Annotated in this window: 17 protein-coding genes; 4 read left to right on the top strand and 13 right to left on the bottom strand. The window is 65.7% G+C overall.

Features of this window, described 5'->3' with window-relative positions; translation table 11 throughout:
* Positions 1 to 190: 190 nt before the first annotated feature.
* Entirely contained in the window at positions 191 to 1,150 is a 960-nt protein-coding gene (locus tag RFN30_RS00745) for a helix-turn-helix domain-containing protein (RefSeq protein ID WP_320260229.1), read from the top strand.
* A 99-nt stretch (positions 1,151 to 1,249) separates the two neighbouring features.
* On the opposite strand, the gene RFN30_RS00740 is transcribed toward RFN30_RS00745, so the two are convergent.
* A complete protein-coding gene (locus RFN30_RS00740) occupies positions 1,250 to 1,600 on the bottom strand; it encodes a hypothetical protein (protein WP_320260228.1) in 351 nt (116 codons plus the stop codon).
* A gap of 263 nt (positions 1,601 to 1,863) precedes the next feature.
* Positions 1,864 to 2,850 carry a zinc-dependent alcohol dehydrogenase family protein gene (locus RFN30_RS00735; protein WP_320260227.1) on the bottom strand — a complete coding sequence of 329 codons (987 nt, stop codon included), beginning with the start codon at positions 2,848 to 2,850 and terminating at the stop codon, positions 1,864 to 1,866.
* A 102-nt stretch (positions 2,851 to 2,952) separates the two neighbouring features.
* Here RFN30_RS00735 and RFN30_RS00730 point away from each other — a divergent pair, with 102 nt between their 5' ends.
* Entirely contained in the window at positions 2,953 to 3,855 is a 903-nt protein-coding gene (locus RFN30_RS00730; protein WP_320260226.1) for a LysR family transcriptional regulator, read from the top strand.
* Between the two features lie 3 nt (positions 3,856 to 3,858).
* Here RFN30_RS00730 and RFN30_RS00725 read toward each other — a convergent pair whose 3' ends face one another.
* The 10 genes from RFN30_RS00725 to RFN30_RS00680 all read right to left on the bottom strand — a co-directional run bounded on the left by RFN30_RS00725 (position 3,859) and on the right by RFN30_RS00680 (position 12,244).
* A complete protein-coding gene (locus tag RFN30_RS00725) occupies positions 3,859 to 4,830 on the bottom strand; it encodes a branched-chain amino acid ABC transporter permease (RefSeq protein ID WP_320260225.1) in 972 nt (323 codons plus the stop codon).
* Between the two features lie 5 nt (positions 4,831 to 4,835).
* Complete coding sequence (locus RFN30_RS00720) at positions 4,836 to 5,729, bottom strand: branched-chain amino acid ABC transporter permease (protein WP_320260224.1); 894 nt, start codon at positions 5,727 to 5,729, stop codon at positions 4,836 to 4,838.
* A 3-nt stretch (positions 5,730 to 5,732) separates the two neighbouring features.
* The gene (locus tag RFN30_RS00715) at positions 5,733 to 6,443 is read right to left on the bottom strand and encodes an ABC transporter ATP-binding protein (protein ID WP_320260938.1); all 711 of its coding nucleotides are present in this window, start codon (positions 6,441 to 6,443) and stop codon (positions 5,733 to 5,735) included.
* On the bottom strand, positions 6,436 to 7,173 hold the full coding sequence (locus RFN30_RS00710; RefSeq protein ID WP_320260223.1) for an ABC transporter ATP-binding protein: 738 nt from the start codon (positions 7,171 to 7,173) through the stop codon (positions 6,436 to 6,438). The genes RFN30_RS00715 and RFN30_RS00710 overlap by 8 nt, the downstream gene beginning before the upstream one ends.
* A 79-nt stretch (positions 7,174 to 7,252) precedes the next feature.
* On the bottom strand, positions 7,253 to 8,461 hold the full coding sequence (locus tag RFN30_RS00705) for an amino acid ABC transporter substrate-binding protein (protein ID WP_320260222.1): 1,209 nt from the start codon (positions 8,459 to 8,461) through the stop codon (positions 7,253 to 7,255).
* 70 nt (positions 8,462 to 8,531) lie between these two features.
* Positions 8,532 to 8,924, bottom strand: coding sequence for a nuclear transport factor 2 family protein (locus RFN30_RS00700; protein WP_320260221.1), 393 nt, complete (start codon positions 8,922 to 8,924; stop codon positions 8,532 to 8,534).
* 18 nt (positions 8,925 to 8,942) lie between these two features.
* On the bottom strand, positions 8,943 to 9,737 hold the full coding sequence (locus RFN30_RS00695; RefSeq protein ID WP_320260220.1) for a MoaF C-terminal domain-containing protein: 795 nt from the start codon (positions 9,735 to 9,737) through the stop codon (positions 8,943 to 8,945).
* Between the two features lie 13 nt (positions 9,738 to 9,750).
* Positions 9,751 to 10,539: an SDR family NAD(P)-dependent oxidoreductase gene (locus RFN30_RS00690; protein ID WP_320260219.1), complete on the bottom strand. Its 789-nt coding sequence runs from the start codon at positions 10,537 to 10,539 to the stop codon at positions 9,751 to 9,753.
* A gap of 186 nt (positions 10,540 to 10,725) precedes the next feature.
* Positions 10,726 to 11,313: a YceI family protein gene (locus RFN30_RS00685; RefSeq protein ID WP_320260218.1), complete on the bottom strand. Its 588-nt coding sequence runs from the start codon at positions 11,311 to 11,313 to the stop codon at positions 10,726 to 10,728.
* A gap of 37 nt (positions 11,314 to 11,350) precedes the next feature.
* Positions 11,351 to 12,244 carry a hypothetical protein gene (locus RFN30_RS00680; RefSeq protein WP_320260217.1) on the bottom strand — a complete coding sequence of 298 codons (894 nt, stop codon included), beginning with the start codon at positions 12,242 to 12,244 and terminating at the stop codon, positions 11,351 to 11,353.
* Positions 12,245 to 12,571: 327 nt separating this feature from the next.
* On the opposite strand from RFN30_RS00680, the gene RFN30_RS00675 reads away from it, so the two are divergent.
* Positions 12,572 to 14,074, top strand: coding sequence for an aldehyde dehydrogenase family protein (locus RFN30_RS00675; protein WP_320260216.1), 1,503 nt, complete (start codon positions 12,572 to 12,574; stop codon positions 14,072 to 14,074).
* A 5-nt stretch (positions 14,075 to 14,079) separates the two neighbouring features.
* A complete protein-coding gene (locus RFN30_RS00670) occupies positions 14,080 to 15,669 on the top strand; it encodes a GMC family oxidoreductase (RefSeq protein ID WP_320260215.1) in 1,590 nt (529 codons plus the stop codon).
* Positions 15,670 to 15,672: 3 nt separating this feature from the next.
* Here RFN30_RS00670 and RFN30_RS00665 read toward each other — a convergent pair whose 3' ends face one another.
* Positions 15,673 to 17,163 (bottom strand): aldehyde dehydrogenase, encoded by a 1,491-nt coding sequence (locus RFN30_RS00665; protein WP_320260214.1) that lies wholly within the window; start codon positions 17,161 to 17,163, stop codon positions 15,673 to 15,675.
* Positions 17,164 to 17,220 lie beyond the last annotated feature (57 nt).

Raw genomic sequence — 17,220 nt, 5'->3', positions numbered from 1 at the left:
CCTTCTCGCCTGCCCTGAGCGCTTCCTTCGTCAACGAGCGGTGAGTGAATGAATTTCCGCCGTTGCGGCGAAGATGGTTAGCATGTTAACTTCTTTGCCGGTTGCATCGGCGCTGCCGGTGCGTCTCAATCCCGCAAAAAGACAGGCCCGCAAAAAAAGCGGGCCCGCGAAAAGACGGGACAAAACGAAGATGGAGGAGACTATGCTCGGCCAGCATGTGAGCGTCGCCGACGGCGAGGCCTTCCTGTCCGCCTCGCGGATATTATTCGGCCCGATCACGCAGCGCTTCGCGCGCGGCGAGGCGCCATCGCTGCCGAAGCTGGTCTCGGTCAATCTGGGCTCATGCCGGCTGTCGGAGATCAGGGCGAAATCGCATCTGGTCGTCAACGACCGCGCCTTCTGGCGCAGCTTCGACCCCGATGCGATCAAGATCCTGATGCAGCTCAAGGGCCGCAGCCGCTTCGAGCAGCAGCAGGTGGCGGTGGACCTCGGGCCCCGCGCGGCGATCATCTACGATCCGGTGCGCGCCTATTCGCTGCAGAACCTTTCCGACGTCGACCAGCTCATCCTGCAGGTGCCGCGTTCGACCTTCGGCGACGAGACGCTGGCGCGCCTTTCAGCGCCGGTGCCGCTGCCCGGCGAGGACGACAGCCTGACGCACATCGTGTCCGGCCTGATGCAGATGGCGATCGGCGAGGCGCACAAGCTCGACGAGGCCGGCTGCCGCCGCGTCGGCGAAAGCCTGATCCAGCTCGTCAACGGGCTGATCCAGGCCAAGCCGATGGCGCCGGAATTCCGCCGCTCGCCGCTGGAAGCGCTGCGCGAGCGCATCGTCGCCTATATCGACGCCAACCTCGCCCGCAGCAGCCTGTCGGCCGAGGACATCGCCAGGCATATGGGCTGTTCGCGCCGCTACCTGCACCGCGCCTTCGAAGGCGAAGGCATGACGCTGGAGCGCTTCGTCTGGGACCGCCGGCTGGAGCGCAGCAAGGAGGAACTGCTCTCCCCCGCCCGCGCCTCAACCTCGATCTCAGAAATCGCTTTTGCCTGCGGATTTAACTCGAGCGCGCATTTTTCAAGGGCGTTCAAGAGCAAGTATGACGTGGCGCCCCGGGAGTTGAGGGAGCGGGTGGGGACGGTGGTGCATTGAAAGGCAAAACATCTTCTTCCAAACGACCGGATTTGACCCATTGGGGCCTGGGCGGCAAGTCAAGTCTCAAGCACGTGACGTATGCGACTCAGGCGGAGGTCAGGGTGCGGGGTCGGTGAGGAAGGGCATGATGTCCACGCCGTCTCCTGGAAAAACAGAGAAATGCGGATGGTTCTCGAAGAGGCGGGCGGCGGCTTCGATGGTCTCGGCCTCAACGACGATGTAACCGCAGAAGGGGTTCACGGCGCCGGCGATACCGTCCTTGGTCACGCGCGTCGTCTTGCCGACCATGCCGCCACGGTCGGGGAACGATGCGGCGTTCCTTTCCTCCCAGTCCACCCACTGCTTTAACCCGACGGTGTCGATCGCGTCCTGCTCGGGCTTGGGCAGGCTGCGAAAGCGGGCGAGGTCTTCGGGTTTCATGGTGTAGACGGCGAGGAAGCGTGGCATGCGGCGCGCTCGGTGTGATGGCAGAAAGGCATTCAAGCTTAGACTAGAGTCCCTACTGGCCGAAGTCACTCCGCATTAGCGCCCCGCCGCCTATCCGCATCAGATCGGGACGTCCGCTTCCGGAGGACGGGCGGGGCCAGCGAAATGACCGAGATCGGCGCATTTGCCGACGTCGCCACCATCGAGATAGCAGCCTCGTCACCCACCCGACGCAGCGATGGCAACAGCCAATTGAGCCAACGCACCTCGTTTTCTTTGAAGCCTCAAACAGTCACGACGATCTTGCCGAACTGTTCGCCCGATTCCAGAAAGCGATGCGCCTTGACGATTTTGTCGAACGGGAAGGTCCTGGCGATCACGGGCTTCAGCGCGCCTGACGCGAGGCCGTCGAGAATGAAGCGCTGAGCGGCTTCCAGACGCTCCGGATTGCCGGTGATTTCATGGACGAGATAGCCGCGCAGCGTCAGCGTCTTCGCCAGCACGTCGAACAGCGGGAACGGTGTCGCCTCGGGGCTCAAGCCGCCATACTCGAGGAGGATGCCGCCGCGAGCCATCGCCGCCGTCAGCGGCGTGAAGATCGGACCGCCGACCGCGTCGAGGACGACGCGCACGCCTTCAGGCGCGATCTCCTTCAGCCGAGCTTCGAGATCCTCTTCTTGCGAGGCCACGACATGGGCGGCGCCGGCATCGAGCAGCGCCGCCTTCTTGGCCGATGTTCTGGTGACGGCAATAGGGACGGCGCCGATGCTGTTGGCAATCTGTATCGCGGCGAGGCCGACGCTGCTCGACGCGGCGGTGATGACGACAGGCTCGCCGCGGCCAAGACCGGCGATATCGACCAGCGCGCCATAGGCGGTGAGATATTGCATCCATGTCGCCGCGGCGGCTTCGAAGCCGAGCGACGGCGGATGCTTGACGACGAGCTCGGCCGGAAAGGTGACGAGCTCGCCATAGGCCGGCCAGCGCGCCATCGAGCGCGGCGGAATGATGCTGACCGCATCGCCCGGCGCAAAACCGTCGACGCGCTCGCCGACCGCCTCGACGATGCCCGCCGCCTCGAGGCCGAGACCCGAGGGCAGCGCCGGCGTCTCGATATAAGTGCCCTTGCGCATCGAGGCTTCGGCGCGGTTCAAGCCCAGCGCCTTGACGCGGATCCGCACCTCGCCCGGGCCGGGCGGCGGCACCTCGACATCCTCGATACGCAGCACCTCCGGACCGCCACGCTCATGAAAGCGAACAACCCTTGCCATCCATTCCACTCCAAATCGGTTCGATTGAATGGACTATGCAGAGGCGCTTTTAGGGAATAAATCGCGAGGCAGGCAGAACAGCCGAAACGATTGGTTTTGAATATGGATCGCCTCGAAAGCATGGCAGTGTTCGTCAAGGCGGTCGATCTCGGCTCGTTCGCGGCCGCCGCGGCGGCGCTCGACCTGTCTGGCCCGATGGTCGGCAAGCATGTCCGCTTTCTTGAGGAGCGGCTGGGCGTGCGCCTTCTCAACCGTACGACACGCCGGCAGAGCCTGACCGATTTCGGGCGCGCCTATTACGAGCGCTGCCGGATCGTGCTGGCGGAGGCAGAAGCGGCGGATGCGCTGGCGGCCGACCAGTTGTCCGAGCCGCGCGGAAAGCTGCGCGTGACGATGCCGGCGCATTTCGGCCGCCACTGCGCGACGCCGATCCTGCTCGAACTCGCGCGGCATTATCCGACGCTGGAGCTCGACCTGTCGCTCAGCGATCGTTTTGCCGATCTCGTCGAGGACGGTTTTGACCTCGCGATCCGAACGGGAGCACTGGATGACAGGGCCGGCGTCATCGCGCGCCGCGTCGCGCGCCAGCGCATGATCGTCTGTGCTTCGCCCGCCTACATCGAGAGGTTCGGCCAGCTGCTTCGGCTCGAAGATATCGCCGGCCATCAGGCGGTGATCTACCGGCGGCTCGGCCATGGGCTGCAGCCCTGGCGGTTCCCGCGCGACGATGGCTCGGTCACGGAGATCGCGCCGGCCGGGCGGCTGCGGCTCGACGACCTCGACGCCATCGCCGATGCGGCGACCGACGGCATGGGGCTGGCCTGGCTGCCGTACTGGCTGGTGCGCCAACGCATCGGGGCCGGCACACTGGTGCGGGTGCTGCCTCAACAGCCCGACTATCTCTACGATTGCCACGCACTCTGGCTGCAGACGCCGCATCTGCCGCTGAAGGTACGGCTGGCCGTCGATGCGCTGGCGGCGGGGCTGCCGAAATTCATGAGTTAGTTTCTACGCGGATTTCATACGCTGCATCACACCCAGTCGCGTCAGCCCTTTCGGCAGGAACAGCATCGCCAGGATGATGGTGAGGCCCGAAATCACCGGATGATAATCAGGCACGACGATGCGGGCGAGATCGAACACGGCATACATCACAAGCGCGCCGAGGATCGGCCCGAGCAGCGTGCCGGTGCCGCCGACCGCCGTCATCATCAGCGGCAAGAGCATCCAGTCGAGGTCGAACACTGAGTCCGGTCCGACATGGAAGATGTAAAAGGTGTAGAGGCTGCCGGCGACGCCGGCGATGAAGGCGCTGCCGGCGAAGGCGGCGACCTTCACCTTCAGCGTGTCGATGCCGTTGGCGGAGGCGGCCATCTCGTCGTCGCGCACGGCGATCAGCGCCAGGCCGTAGCGCGAGCGCATCAGCGCGCGGATGGCCAGCGCGATGGTAACCATCAAGCCCAAGGCGACGAGATAGTGCGGGCGCAGGGTATCGAAGCTGCTCGCCGGGGCGACGATGCCGAAGGCGCCGCCGGTAAAATCGCCGCCATTGACGAAGATCACCTTGACGATCTCGCCGAAGCCGAGCGTGCCCAGCGCGAAATAATCGCCATGGAGCTTCGACAGCAGCGGCAGGCCGATAAGGACCGCCGCGAGCGCCGCGACAAGGCCGCCGAACAGCATCGTCACCGGATCGAAATAGTAGATGCCGGGATGGGCGTCATAGAGCGAGCCCCAGAGATAGTTGCCGCTCCACAGGATCGCGGTGGCATAGGCGCCGAGACCGAAGAAGGCGTGGCTGCCGAGGCTGATCTGGCCGCCATAGCCGGCGACGAGATTCCAGCTCTGCGCCATGATGGCGTAGAGGAAGACGAAGAACAGGAAGGAGAAATAGTAGGCGTCGACGGCGCCGGGCAGGAAGGGCAGCAGCGCCAGCGCCGCGACGACGACGGTTGCGATCCATTGCAAGGCTCGGCTCATCGCTCTCACGCCTTCTTGTAGGGCCGGCTGAACAGGCCTTCCGGCTTGAACATCAGGACCAGGAGAAACACGCCGTAGGCGATCGCATTCGTCCAGCCGCCTGAGATGAAGAACTGGACATAGGCCTCGATCAGGCCAAGCAGGATGCCGCCGGCCAGCGCACCGGTGACGTTGCCGATGCCGCCGAGCGCCAGCGCCACCAGCGCCTTCAGGCTGAAGATGAAGCCGGCGAAGGGGTTGAACGGAAAGGTGGTGGCGACCGCGACACCGGCAGCGCCCGCAAGCGAAATGCCGATGGCAAAGGCGATGGCATTGACGCGGTGCGGACTGATGCCCATCAGCATTGCTGAATCCATGTCCTCCGAGGCGGCCCGCACCGCCTTGCCGACAATCGTCTTGCGCAGGAAGAGCATCACCAGGCCGGTTCCGGCGAGCGCGATCAGGAAACCCATCGATCGGGTAAAGGAGGTGCGCACGCCGAGCAGCTCGATGCCGCTCGCCGTATAGCTCGTCACCACGCCTGCGGTGTTGCCGCCCCAGACCACGGTCATCAGGTTCTGGACCAGGAACATCACGCCGACGGCGATCAGCAGCGAAACGTTGCGGTCTTCCTCGGCTGCCGCCTTGCGGAACAGGCCCTGGTAGATCAGCCAGCCGACGCCGAGCCCGACCGGCACGACGATGAGGAGCGACAGGAACGGATCGATGCCGAGGCCGTAGAACAGCGCCCGCACGAAATAGGCGGCCAGGATGATCATCGCGCCCTGGGCGAGGAAGATCAGCCGCATGGTGCCGAAGATGAGGCTCAAGCCCACCGCGGCGACGCCATACATGGCGCCGCCGAGCGCGCCGTTGAGCGAGAGCTGGAGCAGGATATCGGGTGGCGGGAGATTGAACATTTTCTACTCCAACACGCCCATATAGGCCTTCTGGATTTCGGGATCGGCGATGAGCTCGGCGCCGGTGCCCTGCATGGCGAGCGAGCCGGTCTGCAGCACGAAGGCGTAGTCGGCCACTTTGAGCGCCTGGTGGATGTTCTGCTCGACGAGCAGGATCGTGACGCCCTGGCTATGCAAGGTCTGGATGAGCGCGAACATCTGCTGCACGACCAGCGGGCTGAGACCCAGCGACGGCTCGTCGAGGATGAGCAGCGACGGCTCCGACATGGTGGCGCGCGCGATCGCCAGCATCTGCTGCTCGCCGCCGGAGAGCGAGCCGGCCTTCTGGTGCGCGCGCTCCTTCAGGCGCGGGAAGAGTGTGTAGGCTTTTTCCAGGAGCTCCTTCGTGCGCGGCCGCGCCTTGGGCTGGAAGGCGCCGAGCTCAAGGTTTTCCAGCACCGTCATCTGGCGGAACAGGCCGCGCCCTTCCGGCACATGCGCGATGCCCATGCGGGCGATCTCCTGCGGCGCCTTGCCGACCAGCGACTGGTCGGCCAGGCGGATATCGCCGGCCTTCGGCTTGAGCAGGCCGGACACGGCCCTGAGCAGCGTCGTCTTGCCGGCGCCGTTGGCGCCGACGAGCGCGACGATCGTGCCGGGGTCGACATGGAGCGAGACGCCCCACAGCGCGCCGACGTCGCCATAGGCGACTTCCAGATCGCTTACTTCAAGCAGCCGGTTCGCCAAGATAAGCCTCGATGACTTTGCGGTTTTGCGTGACCTCGCGCGGCGTGCCGTCGGCGATCTTCTCGCCATGGTCGAGCACGATGACGCGGCTGCACACTTTCATGATGGCGTCGACCTTGTGCTCGACCCACAGCATCGAGATGCCTTTCTCGCTGCGAACCCGGCGGATGACGTCGACCATGCGCTGGATCTCGGTCGGGTTCAGACCGGCCATCGGCTCGTCGAGCAGAAGCAGCGCCGGGTCGGAAGCGACGGCCCGCGCGATCTCCAGCATGCGGCGATCGGAGAGCGTCATATGCGCGGTGCGCATGTCGCGCCTTTCCGTCAGGCCGACCAGCTCGAGCGCGGCGTTCGCCGCCTCCGTCGCGTGCTTGACGCGGCCCCCTGCCCCATAGACCGCGCCGACCATGACGTTCTCGAAGGCGGTCATGGTGAGGAAGGTGCGCACCAGCTGGAAAGTGCGGGCGATTCCGAGCCTCGATATGCGGTGCGGCGCGATGCCGGTGATGTCCTTGCCGCGGAACGACACCCGCCCTTCCGTCGGCGCATAGATGGCGGTGATGACGTTGAAGAGCGTCGACTTGCCGGCGCCGTTCGGACCGATCAGCCCGATCAGCTCGTTGAAGCCGACAGCGATGTCGATGTTGTTGAGGACGACAAGCCCGCCGAAGCGCTTCTTGACCGCCTCGAGGCGCAGCAAGGTCCCGTCCGCCCTCATCCTGCTTCTATCCCTCCCCTGGTGACGATGCTGGGCGGCCGCGCGATGGCGACCGCCCCGCCCCCCAGTTCCTATTTCTTCAGCGCTTGTCCCAGGCCGGGGCCGGCTTGTAAGTCCAGTTGCCATCAGGATAGATCAGCTGGTGCTTGCCCTGCCACCATTGCGTGGCGACGCTCGGGATCAGCGCGAAGCCGGTGTCGTCGAACTTCAGGTCGCCGACCACGGTGTCCTGGAACTCCTGGCCGAAGATCGCGTCATGGATCGCCGCCGCATCGGTGCTGCCGGCCTTCTCGATCGCCTGCGCCAGCACCTGGGCGTTGGCGTAGAAGGCACCGACGGTGACGGAGTCCTTCTTGAACTCGGCTTCGTAGCGGTCGCCGAGCTCCTTGGCGCCCTTGTAGGGATAGCTCGCCGACCAGAAACCGTCGGTCAGAATGTAGTCCGAGTCCGGGCCGAGCGCTTCGTGGAACTCGCCGGTCCAGGTGCCCTTCCAGCCATGCAGGTAAGGCACGGAGAAGCCGAGCTCCTTCATCTGCCTCAGCAGCGTGATGGTATCGGCCGGCGAACCGAAGACGAGCATGGCGTCGACGTCGGAAGCCTTGAGCTTGGTGATCAGCGCCGAATAATCGGTGGCGCCGATCGCCCAGGGATCGTCGACGGCGAAAGTATAGCCGTATTTCTTCGCGGCGGCCTCGAAGGCGCCGCCGAAACCCTTGCCGTCGGGCGAGTCCTCCGAGACCAGCGCCGGATGCTTCGGTTTCTCGCCAGCCGGCAGCTTGTCCCAGATCTGGAACGGCACCTCGGCGCCCGGACCCGGATGGAAGAAAAACAGGGCGGAGTATTTGAGCTTCAGCGGCTGCCATTCGAAGGGGAAGGCCGTCGTGATCATGTAGAATTTCTTATACTTCTCGGCGACGATGGCGCCGGCGATGTTCATCGGTCCGGAATGGGTCGACAGCAACGCGTCGACCTTCTGCACCTTGATCAGGTTCTCCAGCGCCGAGGCGACCTTGCCCTCGGAGCTTTCGTCGTCGGCGACGACCAGCCGGATCGGCAACTTCTTGCCGGCGGATTTCACCATGATGCCGCCCGCCTTGTTGATGTCGGCGATCGCCTGCTCATAGGCCCATTTCTGTTCCTTGCCGTCGCCGGCCAGCGGCCCCGTCAGCGAGATAGGCGCGCCGATGACGATCTCGTCGCCGGCGGCATTGGCGACGGCCGTGCCGCCAAGCCCAAGTGCCGAGGACAGCAGCAGGCCGGCCAGAATTCCCTTCAGACTGATTTCCATTTTCATCCTCCCAGGTTTTCATCGGGCCGCCTCCTCCAAGAAGCGAGCCCGCATCCACTGCGCCGATGCGTCAGGCCATCGCCGAAGCGACCAGCTTGGTGTCGGTGAACTGCTCGAAGCTGACGGCCTTGCCGTCCCGCATTTCCCAGACATGGACGACGCGCGCCCTCATCTTCTTGCCTGTCTTCTTGTAGGTGCCCGAATAGGTGCCGATGCCGACGATGGTGCTGCCGCCGTCGACCAGCTTTTCGAGCGCGAAGGTGTAACCGTCCCAGTCCTCACCGATGCGCTTGAAGACGCCGGCGATGACGGCGTCAGGGCCGACATAGGTGCCGGCATAGGGAAAGCCGGCCATCTCGGTCCAGGCGGTGCTGACGGTGACCGGCGTCATCATCGCCGCCAGGTCCCTGGCGTCGGAGCCGGCATAGTGGGCCTTGATGGCGTCGTAGTTCCTGCTGCTCATGCTTATGCTCCCAAGCGCTCAGACCGGCGCCCTGTCGGCGTCGTAGACGGTCCTGGATTTCTTCTCGATAAAGGCGCCGGCAGGCTTGTTCTCGACCTTGCCCTGGCTGGTCACGCCCAGGAATTTGCCGGTCGAGCGCATCGTGTCCCAGTTGTAGAAGAACAGCGAGGCGACCGGGATGATGAACTCGCGGAAGCCGAAGACATACTGGTTCTCGGCGAACTTCCAGGTGGTGGCGAGATCGACGTCGCCATGGCCGCGCTGCACACCGACCAGGTTCTGCCAGGCATAGCGCTCGGCGCTCAGGTAGATGTGCTCGTAAACGTGGTTGGGGCTGTAGGTGTAGTGGGCAGTGAGACCGATCAGGTCGCGCGTCGGTGCCGGTTCGGGGCCGTGCGGAGGAGCTGATGGATCGCCCAGCACGCCCGCCGCGTAGACCTGCGTCACGCGGGGCTCACCAGGCGCTTCGCCGGGTTCGCGCACCTGCTCGCGCACGGAGAGCACACGGCGCGTTTCGGTGTTGACGATGAAGGCCTCGTCCTCCGCCGGCCTGGCGGCGAAGGTCATGTTGATGAAGAATAGCTTTGGCGCGACTTCCAGCGCCTCGTACCAGTCGGCGCCGGCCTCGCTGCCTTCGCTCCAGGCCACAGTGTCGGCGGCGGTGAAGGCGAGATCGATGATCCGGCCTGTTTTCAGCGTGATCTTGAAGGTCTGGCCGCGCAGCGCATCCGTCGTCGGCAGCCGGTTGGTGGCGATGCCGGCGGCGAAGTCGTCGAAGTGCTTCCAGTCGGCGGGTCTGTTCTGGTCGTTCATCGCCATCTCCAAATCAATCGACGAAAGCGAGCGTCGGCAGGTCGACGACGGTCGCGCCGCCATCGACGGTCAGGATCGAGCCGTTCATCATCGCCGCCTCGCTTGAGGCGACGAAGCAGATGACGTTGGAAACCTCTTCCGGCGTCGCCGGGCGTCCGAGCGGCACGTCCTTGGTGACAAGCCTGTAGGCCTCGTCGATGGAGCCCAGCCCGTGCTTGTCGACGATCACCTGCATCTGCTCGTCGGCCATGGCGGTCGCCACCCAGCCGGGGCAGATGATGTTGGTGCGCACGCCCTGGCGGCCGTAATCGCGCGCCAGCGATTTGCCGAAGCCGACGCAGGCATGCTTCATGGTGACATAGCCGGCCGCCGCCGGGCCGGCAAAGAGGCCGGCGATCGAGGCGACGACGACGATGTTGCCCTTGCGCGCGATGAGATCGGGCAGGCATTCGCGGGCGCAGACGAAGGCGGTGTCGAGATTGGTGCGCGTCGCCAGTGCCCAGGTCTCGTCGCTCATCGTCACCGTCGGGCCGACGCCATGGCCGCCGGCATTGGCGACCAGGATGTCGACGGGGCCGATCTTTTCGTGAACGTCGGCAAGAGCAGCACGCACCGCTTTCGCGTCGGCGGCATTGCCCTGCACCACCAGCCCGCCTATGTCCCTGGTCACGGCTTCGAGCGGCTCGCGCCGCCGGCCCATCAGCACCACCCTGGCGCCCTCGCCGGCCATGCGTCGGGCGACGGCGGCGCCAATGCCGGTACCGCCGCCGGTGATGAAGACCGTCTTGCCGGAAAATCTCATGCTGCCGTCCTTGCGGGCACAAGGCCCAATGCCGCTGATCGTCGATGCGGAGTGTGCGACGACTGTCTTCTTCCGTCTTGTCCGAGCGGGAACTTTGTTTTGACTGAGCGCGCACTGCACAGCCCCGAAAAAAATGCCGCGCGACCCCTTCCGGCCGCGCGGCGGCCGCCACCGTTGACCTGGCGGCTACTTCTTGATCGCCTCGAGATCGATGACGATGTCGACATCCGGCCCGAGGCCAAACCCGTCGGCCGCCTTGGCCATCGGGAAGTCGGCGGTGCTCACCTTGCCGGTGGCGCTGAAGGCCGCCTTGGTCAGCGTCGCATCCCACGGAGCCGGCGCCTCGTTGAGCAGCTTGACGTCGAGCGTGACCTCCTTGCTGACGCCGCTGATGGTGAGATTGCCGGTGACCTTGCCGGTCTTGTCGTCCACCTTCTCGACTTTGGTGCTCTCGAAAGTGATGGCCGGGAACTCGGCGGCGTTGAAGAAGTCGGGACCCTTCAGGTCGCTGTCGCGTTGATCGAAGGCGGTGTGGACCGAGCCGACGTCGAGCTCGGCCTTGACGCTGCTTTTGGTGATGTCGGCCTTGTCCATGACGATCGAGCCTTTGACCGCGTCGAACTGGCCATGGGCGATGCCGTAGATGCCGTGCTTGATGGTGAAGGTGATCCAGGCATGCTGGCCGTCGATGTCGTAGTTGTCGGCGTGCGCCGCCGCAGCCAGCATGGATGCGCCGGCAAAAGCGAGCGCGGCAATCAGTTTTCTCGTCCTCACATGTCTCTCCCTGTTGTTGGTTGTTTGTTGGACCGGCTCAAAAGCCGAGGGCGGCCCCATGCGGCGCCCAGACGATCGCCGTCACGATGGCCAGCATCGCCGGAATGGCGATCAGGAGACCGGCGATCAGTGGCCGCAAGGGCCGCGCGCCGGGAAGCAGTTTCTGCAGCCGGCCGCGTACGAGCACGGCAACAATCGGCGGCAAGGACGACAGGACAAGCGCCGCGGGATTGGCCTTCGGCGCCAGCAGCGCCACCTGGATCAGCACCGTGGCGGCGGCGTAGAGCAGCAGGAACTCGACGCCCTCGCTCCATGCGGCCGCTGCTTTGCCACGCAGTGTCGCGAGATATTGCACCAGGCACCAGCCGCCGATCAGCGCTGCCAGCGAGCCGAGCAGTTGGCCGGTGACGATCGAAGCGCCGAGCACCGAGACGATGGCGCCGGAAAGCGACAGAGCGAGCACGGCCGCGGGTGTCAGGAACGGCTCTTCGGTCGAAAGCGCCGGCGAAGATTGCCGAGATATCAGCATGGCGGTGCCGATGAGTGTCAGCACGGCAACGGCGAGCGCAGCGACCATCTGCGGGTCGAGCGAGCCGGTGGCAATGCGGCGCCAGCCGAGCCAGACGATTGCTGCCGCGAGGGCAACAACGGCAAGGAGAGCTGCCCGGGCGCCCGTCACGCGCTCAGACAGCAGACCGATGACGATGCCGGCAACGGCGAGGTAGATCAGCTTCTGGCTGGCGGCGACCGGCGGCACCACCGGCGGGCCGAGCGTGTCCCAGTAGAAGAACAGGAGCAGTGCTGCCCAAAGCAACGTGAGCACCAACGATGCTGCCGGCAAAACAAAGCGCGCCGCAAACGCCAGCGCGACGCCGAGCAGCAACGGCAGCGCCGCCGTGGTGACCATCGGATTGCCGAGAACCGCGCTCAACCTCTTCCCTCCGAGACAGCCCCTCACCCAGCTCCGCTTCGCTCGGCTGACCTCTCCCCAAGGGGAGAGGAGACTGTCAGCGCCGCGCTAACCTCTTCTCCCCAGCTGGGGAGAAGGTGGCCGCGAAGCGGCCGGATGAGGGGGCGACGCGGCGAGACCGGGTTAGTGGCGATCCGTCCTTCGATCTTGATTGGCCCCGAGCGAGCCGTCTTGTCCGAGCGGGAACTTTGTTTTGACTGAAAGCGCACTCGCGCCCACAGCGGCTTGAAGCGGGCAAGTGCCGTCCATAACGCTCGAAGCAATGGATCAGCATTCGAGGAGGATGGCGTGAACGAGAGAACCGTGCCGCCGATCAGCGCGGCCGCCGCCGCATTCCTGTCGCGCCCGCACCGGCCCTTCATCAACGGGCGCTTCTTCGACGGTCTCGCTGGCAGCGGGCTTGCGGTCGACGATTCCGCTTCCGGCGAGATCGTCGCCCATGTGCCCGAGAGCGGCCCCGAGCTTGTCGACCAGGCGGTGCGCGCGGCGCGCGCGGCGCTCGAAGGACCGTGGGCGTCGATGCGGCCGGTCGACCGCCAGAACCTGATGCTGAAGCTTGCCGACGCGATCGAGGCCGACGCCGACCTGCTCGCCGAAATCGAGAGCATCGAGAACGGCAAGTCGCTGGGTGTCGCCCGCATGCTGAGCGCCGGCGGCACGGTCGACTGGCTGCGTTACTATGCCGGCTGGGCGACCAAGATCGAGGGCTCGACCTTCCAGGTCTCGATCCCCGTGCCGCCGGGCGCCAGGCACCATGCGATGACGGTGATGGAGCCGGTCGGTGTGGTCGGCGCCATCGTGCCGTGGAATTTTCCACTGCTGATCGGCATGTGGAAAATCGCGCCGGCGCTCGCCTGCGGCTGCACGATCGTGCTCAAGCCGCCGCAGGAAACGCCGCTTGGCCTGCTGCGACTAGCCGAGCTGATCGAGGCTGTGGGCTTCCCGCCCGGCGTCATCAACATCGTCACTGGCAGCGGCGCCGTCACCGGCGAGGCGCTGATCCGCCATCCCGGCATCGACAAGCTGACCTTCACCGGTTCGACGGAAGTGGGAAAACGCATCGGCCACGCCGCGGTCGACCGCGTCGCGCGCTTCACGCTGGAGCTCGGCTCCAAATCGCCGATGATCCTGCTTGCCGACATGGAGGACGGCGTCGAGCCGCTGCTGGCCGGCCTCGGCATGTTCTTCAACCAGGGCCAGGTCTGCACCTCGGCGGCCAGGCTCCTGATCGAGAAGCCGATCTATGACCGCACGCTGGCGCGGCTGGCCGAGATCGCCGACGGCATGACGATGGGCGCCGGCCGCGATGCCGAGGCCCAGATCAATCCGCTGGTCTCGGCCAAGCATCGCAAAAGCGTGCAGGGTTTTGTCGAGCGCAGCCTGGCGGCGGGCGTCGAACGGGTGAGCGGCGCGCGGCCGGTGCCGGCCAAGGGGCACTATGTGGCGCCGACCATCCTGCATAATGTGAAACCGGAAATGGAGATCGTGCGCGAGGAGGTGTTCGGGCCGGTGGTGGCGGCAATGCCAGTCACTGATCTCGACGAGGCGATCCGCATCGCCAACGACACGCGCTACGGCCTGTCGGCCTCGATCTGGACCCGCGACATGGGCAAGGCGATGACGGCGATCCATGGCCTCAAGGCCGGCACCGTGTGGGTCAACTCGCACAACACGCTCGACCCGGCCGCACCCTTCGGCGGCTTCAAGCAGTCCGGCATCGGCCGCGAGCATGGCCGCGCCGCGATCGAGGGTTACCTCGAAACCAAGACCGCCATCATGCGCTACGCCTGACCGAGATGACGGAGGTTTACGACTACATCGTCGCCGGCGCGGGCTCGGCAGGCTGCACGCTGGCGAGCCGGCTGGTCGCGGCCGGCAAGCGCGTGCTGGTCGTCGAGGCCGGCCCCCCCGACAACACGCGCTTCATCGACATACCCGCCACCTTCGCCAAGGTGATCGGCACGGCGCGCAGCTGGATCTATCAGTCGGAGCCCGAGCCCAGCGTCGGCGGCCGCTCGCTGCCGATCCCGCAGGGGCGAACGCTGGGCGGCGGCTCGTCGATCAACGCCATGCTCTACATAAGAGGCCAGCCGCAGGACTATGACGGCTGGCGCGATCTCGGCTGTCCGGGTTGGGGCTGGGATGAGGTGCTGCCCGTCTACAAGCGGCAGGAACGCAACGAGCGCCTGGCCGGCGAGTGGCACGGCAACCAAGGCCCGCTGTCGGTCTCCGACCCGCGTTACCGGCATCCGCTGTCGCTCGCCTATGTGCGCGCCGCGCAGCAGGCGGGCTACCGCTACAATGACGACTTCAACGGCGAGCGGCAGGAAGGCGTCGGCTTCTACCAGACGACGACGGCAAACGGCGAGCGACAGTCCGCGGCCAAGGTATTTCTCAGGCCGCTGGCCGCAGATGCCAATCTGAAGATTGTCACTGATGCGTTGGTGACCGGGGTGGCGCTGGAGAACGGCGCAGCGACGGGCCTGTCCTTTGCGACGCCGGACGGCCAGAACCATACGGCCTCGGCGAAAGGAGAAGTCATCCTCGCAGCCGGCGCGCTCGCCTCGCCGAAGCTATTGATGCTTTCCGGCCTCGGACCGGGCGCGCATCTGACCGAAATGGGCATTCCCGTCATCCGCGACATGCCGGCGGTCGGCCAGGACCTGCAGGACCATGTGGCGGCGCCGCTCTACGCGCTGACGCGCAAGCCGATCTCGCTGCTCGGCCAGGACCGTGGCCTCAAGGCGCTGCGGCACGGCATCGAATATCTTCTGTTCCGGCGCGGCCTGCTCGCCTCCAACGTGGTCGAGAGCGGCGGCTTCTTCGACACCGACGGCGACGGCCGGCCCGACGTGCAGTTCCATGTCCTGCCGGTGATGATCGAAAATGCCGAGCACGGCTCGGTGGAGCGCCATGGCATGGAGCTGAACCCTTGCGTGCTACGGCCGAAATCGCGCGGCTCGGTCAAACTGCGCTCGCGCGATGCAGGCGACCCTATCCGCTTCGCCACCGGCTTCCTGTCGCACACGGATGACCTCGCCCTGCTGCTTGCCGGCATGAAGGTGGCGCGCGCCATCCTGCGCCAGCCGGCGCTGCGCGAAGTGGTCGCCGAGGAGCTCGCGCCCGGCAATGCCGACGACCTCGGCGAGGCGGCAATAGTCGACCACATCATCCGCCACGCCAAGACCGTCTACCATCCCTGCGGCACCTGCCGGATGGGAACTGACGATCAGGCGGTGGTCGATCCGCAGCTTCGTGTGCGCGGCGTACCGCGCCTGCGCATCGCGGATGCCTCGATCATGCCCAGGCTGACCAGCGGCAACACCAACGCGCCGGCGATCATGATCGGCGACCGTTGCGCCGATTTCATCCTGGGGATCCGTTGAGGATCAGCCGAGATTGATCCACGCCGTCTTCAGGTCGGTGTATTTCTCGATCGCGTGCAGCGACTTGTCGCGGCCGAAGCCGGACTGTTTGAAGCCGCCGAGCGGCACGGTGATATCGGCGCCGCCATAGGTGTTGACGTGGACGACGCCGGCGTTGATGGCGCGCACCATGCGGTGCGCGGTCGACAGGTTCGAGGTCCACACGGCGGAAGCGAGGCCGTAGACCGTCGCGTTGGCAAGACGCACCGCCTCTTCCTCGGTCCCGAAATGCATGACGCCGAGCACCGGCCCGAACACTTCCTCGCGAGCAAGCTGCATCTGTTCGGTGACATTCTCGAAGATCGTCGGCGCCATGTAGCTGCCGCCGGTCTCGGCCAGGATGCGCTCGCCACCGGTGACGAGGCGGGCGCCCTCCTCCGCGGCCTTGGCAACGAAGCCGAGATTCTTGGTCAGCTGCTCGGCGCTCGATACGGCACCGATGTCACTTGAAAGATCGAGCGGATCGCCGACTTTCAGCTTCGTGGTCGCCTTGAGAAGCTCGTCCATGAAACGGTCGTAGATCGAGGTCTGGACGAGCAGGCGCGAGCCGGCGACGCAGACTTGCCCTGAATTGCGGAAGATGCCGTTGGCCGAGACGACCGCCGCCTGCTTCAGGTCCGGCGCATCGGCAAAGACGATGTTGGGCGACTTGCCGCCAAGCTCGAGGAAGACGCGCTTCAGATTGGAGCGCGCGGCATATTCGAGCAGGCGGCGGCCGACCGGCCCCGAGCCGGTGAAGGCGATGGCGTCGACATCCATATGCAGGCCCAGCGCCTCGCCGGCGACCGAACCACGCCCGGTGACGACGTTGAAGACGCCTTCCGGCAGTCCAGCTTCGGCAGCAAGCTCGGCCAGCCGCAGCAAGGTGAGCGATGCGATCTCCGGCGGCTTGACGACGATCGAATTGCCAGCGGCCAAGGCCGGCGCGATCTTCCAGGCGCCGATCATCAGCGGGAAATTCCACGGCACGATGACACCGACGACGCCGAGCGGCTCCTTGTGGATCAAGCCCAGCACGTTGTCGGCGGTCGGCGCGATCTCGCCATAGACCTTGTCGACCGCCTCGGCATAGTAGCGGATGGTGCCGGCGGCAGACAGCGGCTCGGCCTTATAGGCCATGCCGATCTCGGTGCCGTTGTCCCGCACGCCGAGCACGGCGAGTTCGCCGGCATGCTTCTCGACCAGCTCGGCGAGTTTCGTCAGCACCTTCTTGCGGAAGGCAGGCGCCGCGCGGGACCAGGAGCCTTTCGCGAAGGCCTTGCGCGCCGACTTGACCGCGCGGTCGACATCGGCGGCGCCGCCATCGGCGATGCTGGCGAAGGGGCGGCCGTCGATCGGCGAGATCACCGCCAGGCTGGCGCCGCTCTCAGCATCCATATGGGCGCCATCGATGAACAGACGCCGCGCGCCGACCTCGGCCTTGCGCAGCGTGTCGATGGTGTCCTGGTTGATCATCGTCAATTGGCTCCAAAGATCGGATACGGATCGGCCTCCAGCGCCTCGACCGTGATG

It is taken from the genome of Mesorhizobium dulcispinae (assembly GCF_033977345.1).
GTDB lineage: Bacteria > Pseudomonadota > Alphaproteobacteria > Rhizobiales > Rhizobiaceae > Mesorhizobium > Mesorhizobium dulcispinae.
This window is presented reverse-complemented; position numbering and strand designations above follow the sequence as displayed.

Coding starts and splice junctions, on each gene's coding strand:
- RFN30_RS00735 (WP_320260227.1), bottom strand. CDS start 2,850: ATGGCAAGGGTTGTTCGCTTTCATGAGCGTGGCGGTCCGGAGGTGCTG.
- RFN30_RS00730 (WP_320260226.1), top strand. CDS start 2,953: ATGGATCGCCTCGAAAGCATGGCAGTGTTCGTCAAGGCGGTCGATCTC.
- RFN30_RS00700 (WP_320260221.1), bottom strand. CDS start 8,924: ATGAGCAGCAGGAACTACGACGCCATCAAGGCCCACTATGCCGGCTCC.
- RFN30_RS00670 (WP_320260215.1), top strand. CDS start 14,080: ATGACGGAGGTTTACGACTACATCGTCGCCGGCGCGGGCTCGGCAGGC.
- RFN30_RS00745 (WP_320260229.1), top strand. CDS start 191: ATGGAGGAGACTATGCTCGGCCAGCATGTGAGCGTCGCCGACGGCGAG.
- RFN30_RS00725 (WP_320260225.1), bottom strand. CDS start 4,830: ATGAGCCGAGCCTTGCAATGGATCGCAACCGTCGTCGTCGCGGCGCTG.
- RFN30_RS00740 (WP_320260228.1), bottom strand. CDS start 1,600: ATGCCACGCTTCCTCGCCGTCTACACCATGAAACCCGAAGACCTCGCC.
- RFN30_RS00720 (WP_320260224.1), bottom strand. CDS start 5,729: ATGTTCAATCTCCCGCCACCCGATATCCTGCTCCAGCTCTCGCTCAAC.
- RFN30_RS00665 (WP_320260214.1), bottom strand. CDS start 17,163: ATGATCAACCAGGACACCATCGACACGCTGCGCAAGGCCGAGGTCGGC.
- RFN30_RS00705 (WP_320260222.1), bottom strand. CDS start 8,461: ATGGAAATCAGTCTGAAGGGAATTCTGGCCGGCCTGCTGCTGTCCTCG.
- RFN30_RS00690 (WP_320260219.1), bottom strand. CDS start 10,539: ATGAGATTTTCCGGCAAGACGGTCTTCATCACCGGCGGCGGTACCGGC.
- RFN30_RS00710 (WP_320260223.1), bottom strand. CDS start 7,173: ATGAGGGCGGACGGGACCTTGCTGCGCCTCGAGGCGGTCAAGAAGCGC.
- RFN30_RS00695 (WP_320260220.1), bottom strand. CDS start 9,737: ATGAACGACCAGAACAGACCCGCCGACTGGAAGCACTTCGACGACTTC.